Annotated in this window: 15 protein-coding genes and 4 tRNA genes; 5 read left to right on the plus strand and 14 right to left on the minus strand. The window is 64.0% G+C overall.

What is annotated here, in order from left to right:
* Positions 1-45 precede the first annotated feature (45 nt).
* Positions 46-828: an enoyl-ACP reductase gene (locus tag MJ606_RS08445; RefSeq protein WP_243049086.1), complete on the plus strand. Its 783-nt coding sequence runs from the start codon at positions 46-48 to the stop codon at positions 826-828.
* 74 nt (positions 829-902) lie between these two features.
* Here the strand turns inward: MJ606_RS08445 and MJ606_RS08450 are convergent, their stop codons facing one another.
* The 10 genes from MJ606_RS08450 to MJ606_RS08495 form a co-directional block, all read right to left on the minus strand.
* Positions 903-2,807: a SurA N-terminal domain-containing protein gene (locus MJ606_RS08450; protein ID WP_243049087.1), complete on the minus strand. Its 1,905-nt coding sequence runs from the start codon at positions 2,805-2,807 to the stop codon at positions 903-905.
* An 86-nt stretch (positions 2,808-2,893) separates the two neighbouring features.
* Positions 2,894-2,970: transfer RNA gene (locus MJ606_RS08455), tRNA-Asp, on the minus strand.
* 9 nt (positions 2,971-2,979) lie between these two features.
* Positions 2,980-3,054: transfer RNA gene (locus MJ606_RS08460), tRNA-Val, on the minus strand.
* 20 nt (positions 3,055-3,074) lie between these two features.
* Positions 3,075-3,347, minus strand: coding sequence for an HU family DNA-binding protein (locus MJ606_RS08465; protein ID WP_019465590.1), 273 nt, complete (start codon positions 3,345-3,347; stop codon positions 3,075-3,077).
* Positions 3,348-3,674: 327 nt separating this feature from the next.
* Positions 3,675-6,182 (minus strand): endopeptidase La, encoded by a 2,508-nt coding sequence (gene lon, locus MJ606_RS08470; protein ID WP_243049088.1) that lies wholly within the window; start codon positions 6,180-6,182, stop codon positions 3,675-3,677.
* Between the two features lie 177 nt (positions 6,183-6,359).
* Complete coding sequence (clpX, locus tag MJ606_RS08475; protein ID WP_243049089.1) at positions 6,360-7,655, minus strand: ATP-dependent Clp protease ATP-binding subunit ClpX; 1,296 nt, start codon at positions 7,653-7,655, stop codon at positions 6,360-6,362.
* A 105-nt stretch (positions 7,656-7,760) separates the two neighbouring features.
* A complete protein-coding gene (gene clpP / locus MJ606_RS08480) occupies positions 7,761-8,390 on the minus strand; it encodes an ATP-dependent Clp endopeptidase proteolytic subunit ClpP (protein ID WP_243041062.1) in 630 nt (209 codons plus the stop codon).
* A 37-nt stretch (positions 8,391-8,427) separates the two neighbouring features.
* Positions 8,428-9,720, minus strand: a complete 1,293-nt coding sequence (gene tig, locus MJ606_RS08485) for a trigger factor (protein ID WP_243049090.1) — start codon at positions 9,718-9,720, stop codon at positions 8,428-8,430.
* A 76-nt stretch (positions 9,721-9,796) separates the two neighbouring features.
* Positions 9,797-9,881, minus strand: a tRNA-Leu gene (locus MJ606_RS08490).
* 241 nt (positions 9,882-10,122) lie between these two features.
* Entirely contained in the window at positions 10,123-12,069 is a 1,947-nt protein-coding gene (locus tag MJ606_RS08495) for a formylglycine-generating enzyme family protein (RefSeq protein ID WP_243049091.1), read from the minus strand.
* Between the two features lie 104 nt (positions 12,070-12,173).
* On the opposite strand from MJ606_RS08495, the gene rnd reads away from it, so the two are divergent.
* The 3 genes from rnd (at position 12,174) to MJ606_RS08510 (ending at position 15,199) form a co-directional block, all read left to right on the plus strand.
* Positions 12,174-13,292, plus strand: a complete 1,119-nt coding sequence (rnd, locus tag MJ606_RS08500) for a ribonuclease D (protein WP_243049092.1) — start codon at positions 12,174-12,176, stop codon at positions 13,290-13,292.
* A 63-nt stretch (positions 13,293-13,355) separates the two neighbouring features.
* A tRNA-Ala gene (locus MJ606_RS08505) sits at positions 13,356-13,431 on the plus strand.
* Positions 13,432-14,134: 703 nt separating this feature from the next.
* Positions 14,135-15,199 (plus strand): Fic family protein, encoded by a 1,065-nt coding sequence (locus MJ606_RS08510; RefSeq protein WP_243049093.1) that lies wholly within the window; start codon positions 14,135-14,137, stop codon positions 15,197-15,199.
* Between the two features lie 250 nt (positions 15,200-15,449).
* Here MJ606_RS08510 and MJ606_RS08515 read toward each other — a convergent pair whose 3' ends face one another.
* The 4 genes from MJ606_RS08515 to MJ606_RS08530 form a co-directional block, all read right to left on the minus strand.
* A complete protein-coding gene (locus MJ606_RS08515) occupies positions 15,450-15,947 on the minus strand; it encodes a RidA family protein (RefSeq protein WP_243049094.1) in 498 nt (165 codons plus the stop codon).
* Positions 15,948-15,993: 46 nt separating this feature from the next.
* The gene (locus MJ606_RS08520) at positions 15,994-16,446 is read right to left on the minus strand and encodes a cytochrome c (RefSeq protein ID WP_243049095.1); all 453 of its coding nucleotides are present in this window, start codon (positions 16,444-16,446) and stop codon (positions 15,994-15,996) included.
* Positions 16,443-18,023, minus strand: a complete 1,581-nt coding sequence (locus tag MJ606_RS08525) for a flavin monoamine oxidase family protein (RefSeq protein WP_243049096.1) — start codon at positions 18,021-18,023, stop codon at positions 16,443-16,445. Before MJ606_RS08525 ends, MJ606_RS08520 begins: the two co-directional genes overlap by 4 nt.
* Before the next feature lie 120 nt (positions 18,024-18,143).
* Entirely contained in the window at positions 18,144-20,576 is a 2,433-nt protein-coding gene (locus MJ606_RS08530) for a TonB-dependent receptor (protein WP_243049097.1), read from the minus strand.
* A 396-nt stretch (positions 20,577-20,972) separates the two neighbouring features.
* Between MJ606_RS08530 and MJ606_RS08535 the strand changes: the two genes are divergently transcribed.
* On the plus strand, positions 20,973-21,611 hold the full coding sequence (locus MJ606_RS08535; RefSeq protein WP_243049098.1) for a DUF2076 family protein: 639 nt from the start codon (positions 20,973-20,975) through the stop codon (positions 21,609-21,611).
* The last annotated feature ends 46 nt before the right edge of the window (positions 21,612-21,657 follow it).

The raw sequence follows: 21,657 nt of genomic DNA on the forward strand, positions 1-21,657 counted from the left end.
CTCATCACACCAGCCGGGTGCGCCATCCGGTTCCTGGGAGGGTTCATGGGATTCCTGCACGGCAAACGGGCACTGATCGTCGGCATCGCCAGCCAGCGATCGATCGCCTGGGGCATTGCCAATGCCATGCATCGCGAAGGCGCGCAGCTCGCCTTCACCTATCAGAACGAGCGCCTGAAAGACCGCGTCGACGAAGCCGCCAACGCTTTCGGTTCCAACATCGTGCTGCCTTGCGATGTGGCCGAGGATGCGCAGATCGAGCAGTTGTTCGCCGCGCTGGTCAAGCACTGGGATGGCTTCGACATCCTGGTGCATTCCGTGGGCTACGCCCCACGCGAAGCCTTGCAAGGCGAATTTCTCGACCACCTCTCGCGCGAGAGTTTCGCCATCGCGCACGACATCTCCAGCTATAGCCTGGCGGCACTGGCCAAGGCCGCACGCCCGATGATGAGCGGTCGCGGCGGCGGCATTCTCACGCTAAGTTATCTCGGCGCCGAGCGCGCGATGAACAACTACAACGTGATGGGACTGGCCAAGGCCAGTCTCGAGGCGAACGTGCGCTACCTCGCCTTCAATCTCGGTCCCGAGGGTACGCGGGTCAACGCCATCTCTGCCGGTCCCATCAAGACGCTCGCCGCCGCAGGCATCGCCAACTTCCGCAAGATGCTCGATCACGTGGATGAAAACGCGCCGCTCCGCCGCAGCGTCACGATCGATGAAGTAGGCAATGTCGGCGCCTTCCTGTGCTCGGACCTGGCCTCTGGCATCACTGGCGAGATCACCCATGTGGATGCGGGATACAACATCCTCGGCATGACCTGCATCTGACGCCATTCCCTCGTCCCAACAAAAAGGGGCGGCCATGTGGCCGCCCCTTTTCTATTGGCCGAAGCCATGAAGCATTACATGCGGTCGGCGGCGATCTTGATCTGGGTCTTCGCCTTGAGCGCATCGATGAAATCATGCGTGGCCATGATGCCGTAGGCCTGCGTCATCTCACCGCGCAGCGCATCGCGCTGTTCCTTGGACACCTTGGACAGATCGCCATCCTGCACTTTGTCGAGCGCCACCAGCGCGTAGCTGCCATCGTGCATGTCGACCCGGGCGAACTGCGGCTTGCCATCGGCGGGACGTGGCAGCAGGAAGGCCTGCTGCAGCACTTCCGGCGGCAGCGTCTGCTGCGTGCGCACCGCCTCGGGAGCCGCCTGCACGGTGGCGCCCACGGATGCCGCCACCGTCTGCACGTCCTCGCCCTTCTGCAGGCGTGCCAGCAACGCATCGGCACGCTTCTGCGATTCGGCGGCGATACGCTCGTCGAGAATCTTCTGGCGCACCTGGTCACGCACCTCGGCGAGCGGACGAGCCGCTGCGGGCAGATGCTTGTCCACGCGCACCACCACGGCATGGTCCGAACCCAGGTCGATCAGGCCGGAATTGTTGCCCTGGACCAGCACGTCGTCGGAGAACGCCGCAGCGACCAGCTTCGGATTGGCGGCCAGGCCTTCACCACCCTTGCGCGAGAACAGGCCCGTGGTCTGGATGGGCAGGCTCAGCGCCTGCGCAGCCGGCTCGAGCGACGAAGGATTCTGGTAGGTCTGGTCGGTGAGCTTGCCGGCCAGTTCGCTGTACTGGCGATCGCGCTCGGTGCTCAGGTAGTCCTTGGCGATCTGGTCGCGAACCTCGGCAAAGGGCTTGGCGTCGCCGCTGCGCACATCGCGCAGCCACAGCACGTGGTAACCCTCGTCCGACAGTACGGGCTTGGAGATCTGGCCCTTCTGCAGGGCGAACAGCGCCGAATCGAAGGCCGGAGTGGTCACACCCTTTTCCAGCCAGCCCAGGTCGCCGCCCGAACGCTTGGAACCCAAGTCGTCCGAATCCTGCTCGGCCAGCTTGGCAAAGTTGTCCGCGGTGGCTTCGCTGGCGATCTTCTCGGCCTTGGCGAGCGCCGCCTTCTGCTGGTCCGGCGTGGCGTTCTTCGGCACGTTGACCAGGATGTGCGAGACCAGGCGCTGCTCCGGCTGCACGAAGCGCTGCTTTTCGTCCTCGTAGCGCTTCTTGAGCTCTTCGTCGCTCGGCTGGGCGTCGATCTTCAGGTCGGCACCATTGACCTCGATGTACTTCAGCGACACCTGTTCGGGGTTCATGAAGTCAGCCTGGTGGTCCTTGTAATAGGCCTCCAGTTGGGCATCGGTCACCTCGGTATCGGCCAGGGCCGGACGCGGCAGCGCGAACCAGCGCAGGTCGCGGCGCTGATAGAACAGGCTCAAGTAGCGGTCCATGTCCGCGTCGGTAACGATGGTGCTGGCGATGATCGCCTGCGGCAGCAGGCTCGGCTCCTGCGATGCGCGCTGGCTGGCCTCGAACATCGCCGGAGTCATGCCCTGTGCCCCCAGGGTGGCCCGATAGGTGGCCGGATCGAACTGGCCATTCACCTGGAACGCCGGCACGTTGGCGATCATGTCGCGCAAGGCCAGGTCGGATACGCGCATGCCCAGGTCCTCGTTGGCCTGGCGCAGCAGCTGTTCGTTGATCAGCTGGTCAAGCACCTGGCGCTTGGTTTCCGGCTGTTCGAAAAGCGTGGGGTCGAAGCGGTCGCCCAGGCGCTGCATGGCATCCCGACGTGCCTGATTCATGCGGTCCTGGAAATCGCGCTGGCTGATCTCGTGCTTGCCGACCATCGCCACGTAGGTGTCGGTCCGCGAGCTGAAATAGGACTCGATGCCGAAGAACGAGATAGCGAAAACGCAAATGCCCAGAATGACAATGGACGGCCATCCGTGAAGCTTGTTACGCAATGCCTGCAGCATGGAAATATCCCGGCTCTCGTTGTTCAGCGCACCATGTGCGCAGCGCTTAAATGGCAAGGGCGCCACGCGGGCGCCCTTGCGAACTGTGGCGGAGCGGACGGGACTCGAACCCGCGACCTCCGGCGTGACAGGCCAGCATTCTAACCGACTGAACTACCGCTCCGCATGTTTTTGGTGGGTGCTGTAGGGATCGAACCTACGACCCTCGCCTTGTAAGGGCGACGCTCTACCGCTGAGCTAAGCACCCAAAACTAAGCAAGTAGCCGCTTAGTTTAGGGCATCCTTGAGGGTCTTGCCAGCCTTGAATGCCGGAACCTTCGAGGCCTTGATCTTGATCGTCTCATTGGTGCGCGGGTTGCGGCCGGTACGGGCAGCGCGCTTGCGCACGGTGAAGGTGCCAAAGCCCACCACCGACACATCGTCACCCTTCTTCAGCGCCTTCTGCACGGTCTCGAAGAAAGCTTCGAGAGCACGGCCGGCGTCAGCCTTGGTGAGTTCGGCCTTTTCGGCAATGGCATTGATCAGATCGGTTTTATTCATTGAGACACTCCCTTAAACGGTTATGCAGCCCGCGTGGTCAGTCTGGGACTGGACGACGCCCTTTGATGACTGGCCATCGAGGCGCCGCCAAGCAACCCCGCATCACTGCGCATCGTGCTCGGCGTCAGGCTGCGGTGCCGCCTTTATACCAGTGCCCCCCAGGGTCCGCAATGACAAGCAATACCAAGGGTTCGCGCGGTTCAGCATGGTTCGCGAACGCTTGCAAAGTGTGTGCTGAAACGCTAAGCGGACACGTGCCAAACAATGCGACACGCCCATGAAAAACGGGCGGATGTCCGCCCGTTTTTCGGTGACGCCCGTCACGAATCAGTGAGGTCGCGTGTACGACTCCTGCGAGTCGTCCTGTGCGTCGTCCAGTGGCGCATCGACCTTGGGCTTGCTGTTGCCATCGGTCGCCTGCAGCGGCTGCAGCGGACGCTCCAGCGCGATGTCCAGCACTTCGTCGATCCAGCGTACCGGGTGGATGTCGAGCGAACCGGTGATGTTGTCCGGGATGTCCGCAAGATCCTTCTTGTTCTCTTCCGGAATGATCACGGTGGTGATGCCGCCGCGATGGGCCGCCAGCAGCTTCTCCTTGAGGCCACCGATCGGCAGCACGCGACCACGCAGGGTGATCTCGCCGGTCATCGCCACCTCGGAACGCACCGGCACCTTGGTCAGCGCCGACACCAGCGCGGTGCCCATGGCGATGCCCGCACTGGGGCCATCCTTGGGCGTGGCGCCTTCCGGCACGTGGATATGGATGTCGAACTTCTGGTGGAACTCCGGATCGATGCCCAGGCGATCGGCCCGCGCGCGCACCACCGACAACGCCGCCTGGATCGATTCCTTCATCACGTCGCCGAGCTGTCCGGTATTGACCAGTCGTCCCTTGCCCGGCACCACGGAGGCCTCGATGCTCAGCAGGTCGCCGCCCACTTGCGTCCACGCCAGGCCGGTGACAAGGCCCACTTCGTTCTGCAGTTCCTTGCGGCCGAAATCGAAGCGGCGAACGCCCAGATAGTGCTCCAGGTTCTCCGAGGTCACCTTGACGGCCTTTTTCGCCTTGGCCGTCTTTACGGCCGTAGCAGCCTTCTTGGGATCGACCTTCTTCTTGCTTACCTGGGCCAGCGTCAGCTCCTTCACCACCTTGCGGCAGATCTTCGAGATTTCACGCTCGAGGTTGCGCACACCCGATTCGCGCGTGTAGTAGCGCACGATGTCACGGATGGCCTCACCGTCGACGCTCAGCTCCTCCGGCTTCAGGCCATTGGCCTTGAGCTGCTTGGGCAACAGGTACTTCAGCGCAATGCCCAGCTTCTCGTCCTCGGTGTAACCCGGGATGCGGATCACTTCCATGCGGTCCAGCAGCGGGCCGGGAATATTGAGCGAGTTGGCGGTGGCGATCCACATCACCTCGGAGAGGTCCAGGTCGACCTCGAGGTAATGGTCGTTGAAGGTGTGGTTCTGTTCCGGATCGAGCACTTCCAGCAGCGCCGACGACGGGTCGCCGCGGAAGTCCATCGACATCTTGTCGATTTCGTCCAGCACGAACAGCGGGTTCTTGGTGCCGACCTTGTTGAGGTTCTGCACGATGCGGCCCGGCATGGAACCGATGTAGGTGCGGCGATGGCCGCGAATCTCGGCCTCGTCGCGCACGCCACCCAGGCTCATGCGGACAAATTTGCGGTTGGTCGCCTTGGCGATGGACTGACCCAGCGAGGTCTTGCCCACGCCCGGCGGACCGACCAGGCACAGGATAGGGCCGCGCATGGTATTCACGCGCTGCTGCACGGCGAGGTATTCAAGGATGCGCTCCTTGACCTTCTCCAGGCCGAAGTGGTCGGCATCGAGCACTTCCTGCGCCAGCTGGAGATCCTTGCGGACCTTGCTGCGCTTCTTCCACGGCACGCCCACCAGCCAGTCCAGGTAGTTGCGCACCACCGTGGCCTCGGCCGACATCGGCGACATCTGGCGCAGCTTGCCGAATTCCTGGCGCGCCTTGGCCAGCACGGCCTTGGGCATGCCGGCCGCTTCGATCTTCTTCTGCAGCTCTTCGATTTCGTTCGGGCCTTCCTCGCTCTCGCCGAGCTCCTTCTGGATGGCCTTCATCTGCTCGTTGAGGTAGTACTCGCGCTGGCTCTTTTCCATCTGCGACTTGACGCGGCCGCGGATGCGCTTTTCCACCTGCTGCAGATCCATTTCGCCATCGACCAGCCCGATCAGCAGCTCCAGGCGTTCGCCGACGTCAGCGGTTTCCAGCACCTTCTGCTTGTCGGCCATGCGCACGGAAAGATGCGCCGCGATGGAATCGGCCACGCGCGACGGATCGTCGATGCCCGACAGCGTCGCCAGCACTTCCGGCGGCAGCTTGCGGCTCTGCTTGACCAACTGCTCGAACAGCGAGACCAGCGTGCGCGACACCACGTCGAGCTCGCGCTCCTTGTTGCTGTAGACGGGCTCGATCACGCGGGACGTCGCCATCAGCATGCCGCCGTCTTCGGTGTAGTTTTCGATCGCCACGCGCGACTGGCCCTCGACCAGCACCTTGACGGTGCCATCGGGAAGCTTGAGCAGCTGCAGCACGCCGGCGACGGTGCCGATCTGGTGCAGGTCGCTGATCGCCGGATCGTCGATGTCCGGGCTCTTCTGCGCCACCAGCAGGATCTGGCGCTCGCCTTCCATCGCGCGCTCCAGCGCACGCATGGACTTGTCACGCCCGACGAACAACGGGATGACCATGTGCGGGTAGACCACCACGTCACGCAGCGGCAGCACCGGCAAGGCGTCCAGCACGGCTCCGGTAGCCTGGGGATTGGGGGCGTTCTTTGCCATCGAAGAGAATCTCTCAGGATGAATGTCGTGTCGGCCTCGACACTGCGCCGGGGCCATCTGTACGTCAAGTGGTGGCACGCGGGCGCACTCACAAGTGCATGACAAACCACGCAAACGAAATGGCCCCGGCAATTCGCCGAGGCCATTCGACCAACGCTTGTTGCGCCGTGGTTGCGATCAGGCGGCGTCGCCGCCCTCGCCCGCCGCGCGCGGCTGCTTGAGATTGCCGCGGTAGATCAGGTACGGCTCAGCCTGGCCCTCGATGACGGCGTCATCGACCACGACCTTGCTGACGTGCTCCAGCGACGGCAGTTCGTACATGGTTTCCAGCAGCACCTGCTCGAGGATGGTGCGCAGGCCGCGGGCGCCGGTCTTGCGCTTGAGCGCCTTGCGGGCGATGGCCTGCAACGCCTCCGGGCGGAATTCCAGCTCCACGCCTTCCATCTCGAACAACTTCTTGAACTGCTTGGTCACGGCATTGCGCGGCTCGGTAAGGATCTTCACCAGCGCGGGCTCGTCCAGCTCGTCGAGCGTGGCGACCACCGGCAGGCGGCCGACGAACTCGGGAATCAGGCCATAACGCACCAGATCTGCCGGCTCCACGTCGGCCAGCACCTTGCCCAGGTTTTCCCTGCGCTCCTTGCTGCGCACCTCGGCCGAGAAGCCGATGCCGGTGGTCTCGGAACGCTGCTGGATGACCTTTTCCAGGCCAGCGAACGCGCCACCGCAGATGAACAGGATGTTCTTGGTGTCGACCTGCAGGAATTCCTGCTGCGGATGCTTGCGGCCGCCCTGCGGCGGCACCGAAGCCAGCGTGCCTTCGATGAGCTTGAGCAGCGCCTGCTGCACGCCTTCGCCGGACACGTCGCGGGTGATCGACGGGTTCTCGCTCTTGCGCGAGATCTTGTCGATTTCGTCGATGTAGACGATGCCCGACTGCGCCTTGTCGACGTCGTAGTCGCACTTCTGCAGCAGCTTCTGGATGATGTTTTCCACATCCTCGCCCACGTAGCCAGCCTCGGTGAGGGTGGTGGCATCGGCGATGGTGAACGGCACGTTGAGCAGGCGCGCCAGCGTTTCGGCCAGCAGCGTCTTGCCCGAACCGGTGGGACCGATCAGCAGGATGTTGGACTTGCCCAGCTCGACGTCGTCGCTCTTGGAACGCGATTCCATGCGCTTGTAGTGGTTGTACACGGCCACCGCCAGCGCCTTCTTGGCGCGGGTCTGGCCGACCACGTACTGGTCGAGCGTCTCCATGATCTCGCGGGGCTTGGGCAGCTGGCTGCGCCCGGAGGCGGCCTTTTCCTCCAGCTCCTCGCGGATGATGTCGTTGCAAAGCTCTACGCATTCATCGCAGATGAACACGGAAGGACCCGCGATCAGCTTGCGCACTTCATGCTGGCTCTTGCCGCAGAAGGAGCAGTAGAGAATCTTGCCGCCGTCGTTGGAACGGCCCTGCCGCTCGTCGCTCATGCTTTCATCCTGCTGATAAATCGATTGCGGTTTGAGAATAGCACAGCGTTCCGCGTCTGCAGCGAGACGCGGAACGCTGGCAAAGCTCGGGCCAAATGCCTGAAATCAGGCAGATTTCACCGTTTCGACGGCACGACGATCGAGCACCTGGTCGATCAGGCCGTATTCTTTTGCGGCCTCGGCGCTCATGAAGCGGTCACGCTCCATGTCCCGCTCGATCTTTTCGAGGGGCTGGCCGGTGTGCTGCACGTAGATGTCGTTCAGGCGGCGACGCAGGTACAGGATTTCCTGGGCCTGGATTTCGATGTCGGTGGCCTGGCCGCGGGCGCCGCCCGAGGGCTGGTGGATCATCACGCGCGAGTTGGGCAACGAGTAGCGCTTGCCCTTGGCGCCGGCCATCAGCAGCAGCGACGCGGCGCTGCAGGCCTGGCCGATGCACATGGTGCTGACGTCGGGCTTGATGAACTGCATGGTGTCGTAAATCGCCAGCCCGGCGGTAACGGCGCCGCCCGGGCTGTTGATGTACAGATGAATGTCCTTGTCCGGGTTCTCCGATTCAAGGAACAGCATCTGCGCGACCAGCAGGTTCGCCACCTGATCGTTCACCTCGCCCACGAGGAAGATCACGCGCTCCTTCAGGAGGCGCGAGTAGATGTCGTACGAGCGCTCGCCGCGGGCGGTCTGCTCGACGACGATCGGTACCAGGTTGAGGTTCTGGATCGGGTCCATAGCCATGCTTGTCGCTCTCCGGTTGATTGGCCTGAAGGATGCCTCAGGCGCTGACCGGGCGCATCACTTCGTCGAAGCCCAGGTTCTGCACGGTGGTGCTGGCGTGATCCGCCACCCACTCGGCTACCTGGTCTTCCATCACGCGGTTCTGCAGCCCAGACATCAACTGGGGGTCGCGGTTGTACAGTTCAATGACCTTCTCCGGCTCCTCGTAGGTCGAGGCGATGGCGGCCAGCTGCTCGGCCACGCGGCTGCGGTCGATCACCAGCGCCTGCTTGCGGGCGATCTCCCCCATCAGCAGACCGGCGATGACGCGCTTGCGCGCGATCGGGGTGGCGGCCTCGACCAGCTGCGGCGGCACCTGCTGGCCACGCGGCACGCTGCCCTGGGCCAGGTTGTGGGCCTCGGACTGCACCATCACGTTCGGCACATCCAGCTCCGGGTGGGCGTTGGCGAGCTTCTCGGCCACTTCGGACTTCAGGCGGGCCATCAGGGTGGCCTTCAGTTCGCGCTCGAGGTTGGCGCGCACTTCCTTGCGGAACTTCTCCAGGTCGCCGTCGACGATGCCGAACAGCTGGGCGAACTCGCTGTTCACTTCCGGCAGCTTCGGCTCCTGCACCTTGATGATCTTGAAGTGGCTCTGGGCGGTCTTGCCGGCTAGATTTTCATTGCGGAAGTCGGCCGGGAATTCGACGTCTGCGTCGAATTCCTCGTCCGCCTTGCGGCCGGTGAGGACGTCGTCCAGCGCCTTGAACAGGTTGCCCGAGCCCAGCACGCTGCCGGCACGCTCCAGGCCTTCGGCCGGGAAACGATAGTCGCCGGCCTGCGCCGAGTACTCGAACATCACGAAATCACCCTCGGCCGAGGCGCGCTCGACCGGGTCGAAGCTACGGCGCTGGGCGCGCAGGGTTTCGATCATCTTTTCGATGTCGGCGTCGGTCACTTCGGCCACCGGACGGGTGACCTCAAGCTTGGCGACATCGATTTCCGGGAACTCCGGCATGATCTCGAAGGTGGCGGTATAGGCGATTTCGCCGTCTTCCGGGCGACCGGTGGTGTTGATCGACGGGTTGGCGATAGGACGCAGCTTTTCCTGCTCCACCGCCTCGCGCAGCGTGCTGCCGATCAGGTCGGAAAGCACTTCGCCGCGCACCTGATCACCGAAACGCTGCTGGATCACCGCAGTCGGCACCTTGCCCGGACGGAAGCCCTTCAGGCGCACCGTGCGCCCCATCTCGGCGATGCGTGCGCTTACCTGCGTCTCGAAGCGCTCCGCGGGAAACTTCACCGTGAGCTTGCGCTCGAGCTTGCCGACGTTTTCAACCGAAACCTGCATGACGTCTCCTGGAGTACCTGAAAGTGCGCCCGTCAAGGCGCATGGCGGCCCCCGGCCGCCAGCAATAACAAAGGGATGGTGCGAAAGGCGGGACTCGAACCCGCACGGTTTTACCCGCTGGAACCTAAATCCAGTGCGTCTACCAATTCCGCCACTTTCGCATCAGAACAACTTGTGAGGGGTTTCCGCAAGCACCGGATTTGCAAGGGAATAGATGGGCGATACGCACCATCATGACCCTCCCCGCCAGCTTCCGGGCACTCCACCCTAAGTCGATGATTCCCTTACACGAAAGCGGGTCATTTTACGGTTCGCAGCAGTGACAACACAAGCGGGGCGAGGCCGGGCTCCGAAGCGTCTCCAGCCTTCCGCGACGGAGGGTGCGTCCCGGGTCAGTGGTTTTTACAGTTCACGCAGGATACGGAAGCCGACCCGGCCACTGCGCACGCTGGCGTCCGCCCCCTGGCGATAGGCGGAACGCACCTGTTCGGGCGAACTGCCCCAGGAACCGCCACGCACCACGCGCACGCCGCAACCGGGGTTGACCCAGGCGCTGCCGTCACGCGGGGCGCGCAGGTAGCTGTCGTGCCAGCAGTCCTGCACCCATTCGGAGACATTGCCATCGATGTCGTACAGGCCGAACGGGTTGGGCGCGAAGCTCATCGCCGGGGCCGGCCCCCAATAGCCATCGCGGTATCCCGCGAAGGCGTTGCTCCAGCGGCGACCGCTGGGCGAGCGGTCGCCGCTGCCGGTGAGGTTTTCCAGCTTGGACGGCGGGGTGCCGTCGCCCCACCAGTAACGCGTGGTGGTGCCGCCGCGCAGGGCGTATTCGAATTCGGCCTCGCTGGGCAACCGATAGGTCTTGCCGGTGCGCTGGCTGAGCCACTCCGCGTAGGCCTTGGCGTCGTTCCACGAGATATTGACCACCGGCAGGCGTTCGTCCGCTGGCCGGCCGGCATAGTCGGTCTGCCAGCTCGCGCTGGGATCGTCGCGCATGGCCCCCGTGCCTTCGTCGTAGATGCTGGCGCCCCCCAGCTTCACCGAGTCGGGCTGGTACCCACTGGCCCGGACAAACTCGCGGAACTGTCCCACCGTGATCGAGGTGCGCGCCAGCGCGAAGCCCTTGGTGATCGTTACTTCATGCTGCGGCGTCTCGGCGTCCTGCCGCCCGCGCTCGCCATCGGGCGCGCCCATCTGGAAGCTGCCGGTGGGCACCACCACCATCGCCGGGGTTTGCCCCGGCATGTCCACGAAGCGGTCGGTGAACACCTGCCCTGGCTTGTAGCTCGCATACAGGCGGGCGTTGGTCAGGCGCTCGCCGAAATCCGCCAGGCCGGCCAGGTCGGGGCTGATGCCCTTGGCCTGCTCCGCCAGTTGCTGCGCCAGCGCGAGGTTGCCGGCATCGAGCGCCGAGCGCGCCTGCGCCAGCACGCCTGCCGCACGGGCCTGTCGCATGCCATCGACGCGCGTGCGCACATCGCGCAGCGCCTGCGAATCGGCGAGCACGGTTGCCGCCTCGGCCACGGCCTGGTCGGCGCCCTTGAAATCGTTCTGCGCCACCGCAGCCAGCGCCCGATCGAGCACGGCGCGCTGCACCTGCAACACGCCCTGCTCCGCCACCGCGTTGTCTGGATCCAGCTTCTGCACCTGACGGTAGAGCTCCAGCGCGTTGTTGCCCGCGGGCTGGTCCACATTGCCCTGCTGCAACAACCCGGCCGCCTTGGCCAGCAACGGCCGCACCTGCGCGAGCGTCTTCAGCTTCGCCTGGAGCTGGGCCACGTCATCATTGGAATCAGGGATGGTCTTGAGTGCCTCCAGCAGGCCGTCGGCGGAATCGGCATCGCCTACGGCGATATCCTGGTTGATCTCGGCCACCAGCCGCGCGCGCACTTCGTACAGGCCCTGGGCGGCACGACGGCTATCGGGCTTGTCCTTCAGCGCCTGCTGGTAGAGCGCCGCGGCGCTGTTTTCATCGCCAGCCAACTGACCGGCGTGCAACGCCTTGCCGGCGCGCGCGAGCAAGGCCTCGACTTCCGGCGTATCGGCACTCAACTGCTCCGGCAGGCTGGTGTTCTTCTTGCCCAGCCGGGACACGATGACGTCCGTGGGCGCCAGCGTCAGCGGTGGGCCGGCATCGATCTCGGTGAGTCCGACCGGCGTGGCTGCGCCAGTCCCTGGCGAGAGCGCGGTGATCGGGCCGAGATTCATCGCAGGACGGGAGGTCACCGCCGACGGCTCGACATGAAACACCCGCGGAAAGAAGTGATAAACCAGCGCCAGCCCCAGCACGGCCACGCCGACAGCTCCACCCATGGCGCGCTGGCGACTCACGGTTTCCTTGCTCGGCATGTTGGGCGTCCTTGGGCGGCCTGTTATGGTGCGCGGATAACCATAGGCACAAACCGATGTCAGGACAATGCGCGATCGCGCAACCTGCGTCATCAGGAATACGCATGCAACCAAACTCCGCCCTTGCCCCCGACGCCGCATGGATCGACCACCGCGACGCCTTGCAGGAATGGCTGGCGGCGCTACCCGCTGACGCGGCGCTCGGCTTCGATACCGAATTCATGCGCCGGAACACGTTCTATCCGCAGCTGGCACTGATCCAGCTGGGATGGAACGGTCGCTACGCCCTGGTCGACCCGGTGGCCTTCGACATTGGCGACAGCCTGCAGCCATTGATCGGCGCCGGCGATGCGGTGACCGTCATGCACAGCGCCAGCGAAGACCTCGAGGCGCTCTCGCCACTGCTGCCGCATGGGCCGCACCATCTGTTCGACACCCAGATCGCCGCCGCCTTCGTCGGCATGGGACTGGGCCTGAGCTATCGCGCCCTGGTGGCGGAGCTGGCGGGCGCCGAACTGGACAAGGGCGAGACGCGCTCGGACTGGTTGCAGCGTCCGCTCACCGCATCGCAGCTCGCCTATGCCACGCTCGACGTGGTCTATCTCAAGCCAGTGCACGAGCAACTGGCCGAACGCCTGGCACAGCGTGACCGCACCGCCTGGCATGCCGAGGACTGCGAGCGCCTCAAGCAACGCGCCTGCTACCGCGAGGGCGACCCGCAGCCGCAACGCGCCTTTCGCAGCGCCGCCGATTGGCGACCGGAACAGCGTGCACTGCTGCGCCGCGTGCTGCTGTGGCGCGATCACGCGGCGCGTACGCTCGACCGGCCACGCCCCTGGCTACTCGAAGACGCCGCCGTGATGAGCCTGGCGCAACAGCCGCCAGCCTCCGCCAGCGAACTGGAACAGCGCACGCGTGGCCAGCGCGCGCTGCGCTCGCCGCAGCGTAGCGAGCTGCTGGACCTCCTGCGTCGCCCCGTCGATGCCGACGAAGTGGCGGCCACCGCGGCCATCCCCGAATCGCCGCAAGGCGACGCCAAGAAGGCGCTGGCCGCCATGAAAGACTGCGTCGACGCGCGCGCCGTCGCGCTGGACCTTCCGCCGGGCCTGCTGTGCCCCCGCAAGGCGCTGGAGGAATACGTGGTCACCGCGCAATGGCCCGAATTCCTCGAAGGATGGCGCCGCGATGTGCTGCACGACGAACTGGCCCGGTTGCTGCCCTAGCAGCGGCTAATCCCAGGGGCTTGGCGAAGGCCGAATCACGCTGGTAATATCTCGCGCTCCTGTGGGGCCATAGCTCAGCTGGGAGAGCGCGTCGTTCGCAATGACGAGGTCGGGAGTTCGATCCTCCCTGGCTCCACCACTATTCAGCGCCCAATCGTTCTCGGTTGGGCGCTTTCTTTTGTGGCTTCCACACACCACGCGGGCTTCCGCGCCGTTCTACGTGTGCCAGCCGTCGCAGGCACGGGCGGCATGACCCGCCCGGTTCGCCCCTGTTTCAAGTGACGCGGTGCAGCCGAAAGAATCCGGCGGCGTTGCGCACGTTCGGGATCGTTGCCATGCAGGGCGATCGAGAACCTATTTGGGAAGGACGGTAAAGACCGCTCGCCGGAGCGTCGATCCAGTCCTCTCTTTGCACTCGTCCATCTTGCGCGGACACGTCAGGCACACGAGCCTGATTTCGACCGGCCAGGAATCTTTCGGAGCCTGCGCAGCCACGGGGAAATGCTCGATCCGGTAAAAGCCCGACGGCAGGTGGCAGCGGATTGATGCCACGATTCTCGGCAAGCTGAACCGAGCAAGGGGGCAGCCGAACTACAGCGCGTTTGAGGATTGGCGCGGCTGATATCGCTCATTCGGTGTTCGCCAGCCAGGGGATTGTGCTGTGCATGAATCAGTGGGCGCGTTGGCATTCGGCGGACGACCCTGGGTTGAGGGACTTGTCGGTGGGGCTGGAATGGTTGGCCGCAAAGCGGCCATCAAGGGTGACGCTCCATTTTGACGCCCATTTCAACCCAATTTCAGCCCGATGGATAAATGGGTGTAATTGGGCGTAGTATTGGTTGATGTTCCGCACCGACGCCCTCCAGATCACACCCGAGGTCTTGGGCCTGATCGCCCGGATCGACGAGTTCAAGGGCGCGTGGCGTGCCTTGGGCACGCTCGCGCCCGACCGGCTCTCGGCCTTGCGGCGCGTTGCCACCATCGAGAGCATCGGCTCGTCCACCCGCATCGAGGGCAGCAAGCTCACCGACCGGGAGGTCGAGCGCCTGCTGTCCAACCTTGCCATCCAGAAGTTCGAGACCCGCGACGAGCAGGAGGTGGCGGGCTATGCCGAGCTGATGGATCTGGTGTTCCGGGCATGGGAGGACATCCCATTCAACGAGAGCCACCTGAAGCAGTTCCACCAGATCCTGCTGCAACACAGCCAGAAGGACGAATGGCATCGGGGCAACTACAAGACCCGTTCGAACAGCGTCACGGCCTTCGACGAAAACGGCGCGCAGATCGGCATCGTGTTCGAGACGGCCACACCCTTCGACACGCCGCGCCTGATGACCGAATTGGCGGCGTGGGTCGACGACGAGCGCAGCAAATCCCATCAGAACCCGGCCGCACTGCACCCGCTGTTGATCATTGCCATCTTCGTTGTCGTGTTCCTCGAAATCCATCCATTCCAAGATGGCAACGGACGCTTGAGCCGCGTGCTGACGACCTTGCTGCTGCTTCAGGCAGGCTACGCCTATGTTCCATACAGTTCGCTGGAAAGCGTGGTCGAGGCCAACAAGGAAGGCTACTACCTCGCCCTGCGGCAGACGCAAGGGACGATCCGCACGGACACATCGAACTGGCAGCCGTGGCTGCTGTTCTTCCTGCGTTCGCTGGCCGAGCAAGTACGACGGCTGGAGAAGAAGGTCGAGCGCGAGAAGATCGTGCTGGCGGCACTACCCGCGCTGTCCCTGCAGATCGTCGAGTTCGCCCGCGAGCACGGGCGCATCACGATGGCCGAGGCGATCAAGCTCACCGGCGCGAGCCGCAATACCCTGAAGCAGCACTTCCGCGCTCTGATTGAGCGCAAGCATCTGGAGCAGCACGGCAGCGGGCGCGGCGTGTGGTACGGGCTGAAGTGACCGGCCTCGTTGGGAGATCGAACCGCGGACCGATTGCGAGCTACGGCAGCGAGGAAATGCGCGGGGGTGTTGCGTTTTCCCTCGGGAACACCCGTCACGTATAATCGCGCCTACGGTGGCAATGCCCACGTGGCAGGAAGGTTTCCTCTAGCGGGGAACCACACCACCACGTTTTCCAGACAGAACAGCGCTTGACGCCCACCGGCAGCAAGCGCTGTTCTGCTTTTACGGCCTGGCCATCACCTGGCGACTATGGCCGTACGGCAATGACTTCGATCTCCACGCGAAAGCCGGGGTTGCCCAGCGCGGCCACCTGGAAGGCCGAGCGCGCGGGCAAGTTCGGCTGCTCCTTGGTGCCGAAGAACTGCGTATAGCCGGCCATGAAACCGGCGAAATCCATATGGCCGCTGTGACTGTCGTCGCCAACCAGGAAGGCTTGCATCTTGACCACATTGCCCATGGTCAAGTGCATGGCCTTGAGTTGCTTGTCGATGGCGGTGAGCACACCGATGGTTTGAGTCTTGGTGTCGCCATAAGCGGCCATCGAATCCTTGGGCGCCACCGGATCGACGACAGGCGGTACATTGCCGCTGATATAGATCGTCGACTTGCCGGCGGCCACTTCAACCGCCGCGGAAATGGGAAAGCTGCTCCCGGGAATCGGGTATCGAATCACGTCCTGCGCGGACGCTGCGCCGTGGATGACGAGCAACCCCAAGGACAGCACGTAGCGGGCAAGATGACGCATGGATGGACTCCCCTTTGCTGATGGACATGGCCGTGTCGGTGGAACTTCAGCGATGCAGCGCCGCCACGTCGCTGGCGCTGATGCGATCGCCGTACTGGTTGCCGAAGTGCATGCGGATGTAATTGATCACGTCCGCAATCTGCGCATCGGTGAGCCTGGCGTCGTCGAGAAACCGGTCTTCGACGACGACGCCTGACGCGAACGCGGGCATGTCACGGCGGCCGTTGAGGATCACCGCGGCCATGTACTGCGGTGAGACGAGACGGGGATTGCCGGCAAGCGCCGGGTACGTGCCCGCGCCTTTGGCGCCCCTGGCATCGGGCATGTGGCAGCCCTGGCAGATGCTCCGGAATATCGTCTCGCCGGTCGCCGAACCGAGGCTTCCCCCGGGGTGGGCGGCGTTGTCCGACGATTGGGCATGGACCGGCATCGCGCAACACAGCGAGAGAAAAACGCCATACGGCATCCCTGCGAGCCACCGCGGCCTGTTGATGTTCATGCGGACGCTCCCGCCACCACTCGCTGGTGGATACGACCGATGGCGTCAAGCGCGGACGTAACGGCGCCTTCCTGCCATGCCGGCAGGTAGGAGGCGTGTTCCCCGGCGAGCGCGATCCGGCCATCGATCTGACAAAGGTTGTCGTAATGCCTGGCGCGCGCCTCTTCGGACCACACGCCGAAACAGCCCATGGTGAACGGTGAACGGTGCCAGCCCACCGTGACGCCATGCTCGAACTCCCTGGTGTACTGCGGGTGTATCTGACTGCCGTACTCCACCGCCTTGCGCACGCGCTGATCCGGCGTCATGGCGGTGAACTCATAGGCGTCGAGGCCCCACATGTACGCGCCCAGCAGCACGCCCTTGCCAGCCGCATGGAAGTCCGTGCTTGGATAGCTGATGTTGCTGATGGGCAGGTCGGTATAGGTAATGCCGCCGTAGATGTGTTCGTCCTCCTCCCAGAAGCGCCGCTTGAATTGCAGCCCCACCTTGACCGAAGCGGCATAGGGCACCGCGGCGATGGCATCGGCCATCGGCTGGCCGACGTTCAGCGGCAGCTGGCCGAGTATCGACAGCGGAATGGTGCACAGGCACCAATCGGCGCGTGCATGCAAGGTTTGGCCGGGCGTGGCCGTATCCTCGTAGCCGACGGTGACGCCGGTGGCGTCCTGCTGGATGGCGGTCACCTTGGCGTCGTAGCGGATCAGCCCCTGCAGTTCGCGACCAAAGGCCTCGCCGATGCGGCCCATGCCGCCCACCGGCTGCAACAGCGTGGTCTGGAACTCGTAGATTTCGCCCATGGACAACGCCTGCCACAGACCCGAGCCAAGCACGTCGTGCAAGCCCAGCGGCTGGGATGGCAGGGGTCTCGCGCTTACGCCGCCGCCCGGGTCCTTATCGAAGCCACGACGGTTGCTGCTGGTGATGCCCCGCGCGTAGGCGAGGTTCTTGTCGAGCGCGCCCCAGTCGCGCAACGACTCCAGCAGCCGCTCCTGGTCCTCCTTGGTCACCTGCCCTTCGAGCTTGCCTTGCTGGGTCGTCTTGGCCAGCAGCTCGGCCACGTGGCCGCGATAGTCGGCATTGATGGCGCGATAGCGCTGCGGCTTGCCCCCGAAGGCCTTGGCGCTATGCACATAGGCGTTGTGGTTGACCTGCACAAAGGCTTCCAGCGGTACGCCCAGTTTCTTGCAGTAACTGAGTATGCCGCGATGGTGATGCGGCAACCGCCATGGCCCCGGGTTGAGGTAAAGACCGGGTGCGAATTGGCAGTGCTGGGTGAAACCGCCCAGTTCGGTGAAGCGGTCGCCGCCCCGCAGCGACCAGTTACGCCCGCCCGGCCGATGGTTGTATTCCAGCACCTGTACCTGATAACCCGCCTGGCGCAATTCGTACGCGGCCACCATGCCGGCAATGCCTGCGCCCAGGATCAAAACCGTGGTGCCCTTGGGCGCGCCCTGCAACGGCGAAGGTGGCTTGAACGTGGATTCGGCGGCCAGGCCCAGGCTGCTCATCGCCTGGTACATCGCCGCGCTGCCAGCAGTGACGCCGATCATGCGCAGCAGATCGCGTCGTTTCATCGAGAACTTACAGCCGTCGTCTCCCATCGAACACTCCGTCGAATATCAAAGCGGGCCGATGCTTCCGGATGGGCTGTCGCCCCGGCCTACACCGGAACGACAGCCCTCGCCTGCAGTCGATCAGAAGTGGTAAGTCACCCTGCCGTACCAGTAGCGGCCGTTGAAGCCGAACGGGGACAACGCGGAGTATTGCAGGCCATCCGCACGATCTTCATAGACGTTGTCGAGCGACGCCTTGGTCGGGTACTGGTTGGTGAGATTGTCCACGCCCAGGGTGAAGGTCCATGCCTGCAGGTTGTAGCTCGCCGCAAGATCCAGCAGCCAGCGTGCCGAGAAGGTCTGGTCCTCGCTGCCGTCGCTGAGATCGCCCAGGCGCGTCACCGAGCCGTAGCGCGTCAGGTTGGCGTGCAGGTCGAAGTTCTGGATCAACCAGTCGCCACCGAGCACATATTTCGTGCGCGGCGTGGCATCGGTAAGCAGGCCCTGGCTGGCGCGGCCGAACGCGGGCGTCGACACGCTGAGAATCGTCGTCTCGTTGTAGTTGCCGCTCAGGCTCAGGTTGAGCTTGCCAAACTCGTCGAAATCCACCCGATAGTTGGTGATCAGGTCCACGCCGCGGGTGCGCGTGGTGGCGCCATTGACGAAGAACTGCGCGCCGGTGACCTCATTGGTGGGCGTGGGCGTAACGGCGATCTGGTCGGAATAGAGGATCTCGTTGCCGATGCGGATCTGGTAAAGGTCCAGCGTTGCGCTAAGGTCGTTCGTCGGCTGCCATACCGCGCCGAGGCTGTAGTTGGTGGACTTCTCCGGCGTTAATGGCTTGGCGCCCAGCGCGATGGCCGCCGGATTGGAAGTTCGGAACGTGCCAATCTGGGCCAGCTGCCCGTCCTGGATCAGCGTCACCACCGACTCGTAGTTCTGCTGCGCCAGCGACGGCGCGCGGAAGCCGTTGGACACGGTACCGCGCAACGCGAAGGTGTCGGTGAACTGATAGCGGGCCGATACCTTGCCCGATGTCGTGGAACCGGCATCGCTGTAGTCCTCGTAACGTGCCGCCACGCCGGTGGACAGCTTGCTGGTGAGATCGGTCTCCAGATCCACGTAGGCAGCCTCGCTGTGACGGCTGAAGCTGCCCGCCACGCTCGGCGTAAGGCCCGGGTACACCTGCGAGCCGCCGGCATACGGCGTGGTGGTGCCGGGTATGAGCGTATCGGGATCGAAGAAGTACGAATCCGGATCGCCCGCATCGATCACGTAGGTTTCCTTGCGGTATTCGCCGCCGAAGGCCACCGTCACCGGGTTGGGCAGGAAACCCCAGCTGTATTCCTTGCTCAAGTCCAGGTTGGCGACGCCTTGCTTGTTGCGGAACGTGCCTGCATTGAAGTACGTGGGCGAGTAGCCCAGCGTGTAATACTCGTTGACATTGACGCTGTTCTGGATATCGAAGTTGAGGTTGTTCTCGCCGTAATCGAGCGAGAAATCCCAGTGCCAGCCGCCGTCCGTCTTGCCCCTGACGCCAAGTACGGCGGCGACGTCGTTGCTATGGTTGACGATCTGCGGCAGGAAGCCGTTGGGATAGATCTCCGGCACGTTGCGGGTGGAATCGAACGGGCGGTAGTAGCCGTTGGAGGTCACATCGCGCTTGCTGCCGTTGATATAGCCATAGAGTTCAATGCCCGGTGTGAAGTCGTAGCCGAAGTTGAGCAGCACCTGATAGGTCTTGACGGCCGGGTCGCCATAGCGCTCGTAGGGAATGCCGGTTGGATTGGGCGCGCCGGCAAGCGTCGTGGATTTATCGGTGTTTTCGGCGCGATTGGTATTCATCGCATCCTGGTAGTTCCACGCTATTCGCGCCCAGCCCGGCGCGCTCCCTTCCGGCCCGCCCAGCGGAATGCCCATCGACCCCTGCACGCCGTTCTGTGCGCCATCCCCCTTGTCCATGATGCCGCCGTTGGCGGTGATGCTGTTGCTCCCGGCCGCAGCGCCATGCTTGAGCACGATGTTGATGACGCCGGCGATGGCATCGGAGCCGTATTGCGCGGCGGCACCATCACGCAGGACCTCGATGTGGTCGATGGCCGAGATGGGAATCGAGTTGAGATCCACTGGGGCCGAGCCACGCCCCACCGACGAGTTGTAGTTGACCAGGGCGGTGGTGTGGTAGCGCTTGCCGTCCACCAGCACCAGCACCTGATCGGGCGATAGCCCACGCAGCGTGGCGGGCCTGATCGCGTCGTTGCCGTCGTTGATGGCAGGGCGCGGAAAGTCGAGCGAGGGAAGCAGCGTGTTGAGTGCACTGGCCAGATCGGTACTGCCGCTTGAAGTGAGATCGGCGGGTGTCAGCACATCGATCGGAGAAAGCGATTCGGCGGCGGTGCGGTCCGTGGCGCGGGTACCGGTGACGACGACTTGCTGGAGCTGCTTGGCGGTGTTGGGCGTGGATGAGTCGGTGGTGTCATCTGCCCAGGCGATGGTGGTGGCAAGGGCCAGATTCAGGCCGCACAAAGGCAGCAATGCGACCGCGAGCGGCCGTCGCAAGAGTCGATCTTTCATTGTTTCTCCCCAATCAGACAATTAAAGCAAGGACGTTTTCCCCAAAACGATTGCGCCTTCCATGTCTGTCGTGCGTCGCAACAACATCTATCCATAAATGCGACGAAATTCAGGCTATGACACATGCTGCAGTGCGTCAACCATTTGAAACAAATCGGTTGCATGAATGTCAAATTGGCGTAAGTCAGAGGTCATCGGCGGAGAGGCGGCAACGGGACGAGGACGCATCACCTCCGCCTTCGGCGCAAGACCCTGCGAAAAGCATGACTGCCAGGCAAACGAATGGCACATGGCCCTTGATGTCGCGCGCATCGGGCACATTTCCAGCGCTCACGGTCCGGTATGTTGCCCGACACAAGTGTTCGCTCATGGGAAGTCCACGGAGATGCGTTCGTCATGACACCGCAGGAACAACAGCTACTCGATGATTTCCTCCAGCGCCTGGCTGCCGCAGGCAGCGTGGCGAAAGATCCGCAGGCCGATGCATTGATCCGCCAGCGCCTGGCCGGTCAGCCGGATGCGTTGTATCTGCTGGTGCAGCGCAGCCTGTTGCAGCAGCAGGCGCTGGAAGGCGCCAAGGCGCAGATCGCGCAGCTGCAGGCACAGCTCGCCTCGCAGCAAGGTGGCGGCAGTTTCCTGGGTGGGCAGCAGCAGCCAGCCTGGGGTGCGGCACCGCCGCCGTTCCCGCCACAGGCGCAGCCAGCACAGGCCGCGGCGCCGGGTTGGCGTGAACGCCTGTTTGGCGGCGCACCGACGCCACAGCCGAGCGCGCCGAGCTTCCTTTCACAGGCGGCCACCACGGCGGCCGGCGTGGCCGGTGGCATGTTCCTGTTCGATGGCATCGAAAACCTGCTCGGCGGCCATCACGGTGGCGGCTTCTTCGGCGGCGGCCAGCCGTCGGTGATCGAGAACGTCACCGAGAACAATTACTACGACGACAGTGATCGTTCGCGGGGCATCAGCGACCAGGACTTTGCCTCATCGGATTTCGATGACAGCAATGATGGCGGCTTTGACGACAGCAGCTGGTCGTGATGCACGGCCCGCGCACGCGTCGCGTGCGCGGGCCAAGCCGCTGGGC

The organism is Dyella sp. RRB7 (assembly GCF_022761115.1).
In the GTDB taxonomy this organism is placed as follows: Bacteria; Pseudomonadota; Gammaproteobacteria; order Xanthomonadales; family Rhodanobacteraceae; genus Dyella.